1 pseudogene is annotated in these 1154 nt (G+C 42.1%); it reads left to right on the top strand.

The window, feature by feature from the left end:
• Window positions 1-1154: pseudogene (locus E5983_RS09170) on the top strand (hypothetical protein); the annotation flags it as partial.

Raw genomic sequence — 1154 nt, 5'->3', positions numbered from 1 at the left:
GCAAATAACATTCAATTTGATGGTTATGGTGTCTCAGAGACTTTGGATAGTTTTGGACAACGAACATCTGATGTGGTGACAGTTGACTCAGAAGGTAACTTTGTGATTAGTGAGCCTCAGTCTGATACAGATGGAACTTTTGCCAATACTAAGGTTACGGGTAAATTAAATTATACGGTGAGCTATGATGAAGCTACGAAGAAAGCCATTGCTAAGATTACAGGAGTTAGCCTAAATTCTTGGCAGCTGGATCTTATCCGACCTACGACAGCAGTGGATCGGAATATCAGTGCTTCTTACAAAGATCTAGAAGGAAATGTTCTTTATACTCGTAACTTTGATGGGCTTTCATCAATCGGTTTAGAAACGATTGGTAAGAGCTTTGCCTTAGAGAAGGAGATTATTCTAGCAGATGGTCAAACTTCCTCTGAATTAATGTTTTTGAAAACAGAGCCTAGCTGGATTTTTTCTGCCCCTTCTTCACTCTTTGCGACCTTGACTTATCATGCGTCTGATATGCCTAACAAGCCACAAGAGCCAAGTTTGGAAAATGTGACGGTTGAGCCAGAAAAAGAAGTGCCAGCAGTGGCAGAACCAGAATATGTGACACCAGTTGTCGTAACCTTCACACCAAAAGAGCCAACTCTTAAACCACACGTACCAGTTCCAGATGTAGAGATGATCAAGGTTGAGGTGCATCCAGTTCTCGTCAAACAAACTCCAGCCAACGTTAAGGCGGTTGTGAATGAGGACGGTGTATCCGTGGATGGTAAGCTTGTACCTAAAGGATCGACAGCTGTTTGGGAATTGAAAAATGCTTCTCTTCAAGCAGGACGTGAGATGGTGACATCTTACGTTATGAATGATCCAGCTCCTGCTCATTTCTTGGTTGATATGGATGCAACAAAAGAGAAGAATGCGGGTGCTTGGGTTGTGACAATGGACGAAGAGGGTAAACTTCAATTTGTGGCGACTGACTTGACCCTTGGTGTCCTAAATGCTAATCGTGGTCAATCAGTAAATGTTCCAGTTGCTTATTTTGTAGGTTCTCCTCAAAATGATGGTGGAACTTACCAAAATACCTTCACAACACTTGTGAACACTCCTAAGGGAGAATACAAGGTTGTTTCAAATACTCCAGTTATCTACACTCC

The sequence above is a fragment of the Streptococcus danieliae genome, from assembly GCF_009767945.1.
In the GTDB taxonomy this organism is placed as follows: Bacteria; Bacillota; Bacilli; order Lactobacillales; family Streptococcaceae; genus Streptococcus; species Streptococcus danieliae.
Note: the sequence above shows the minus strand (reverse complement) of the source record. Positions and strands in the feature narration are given on the sequence as shown.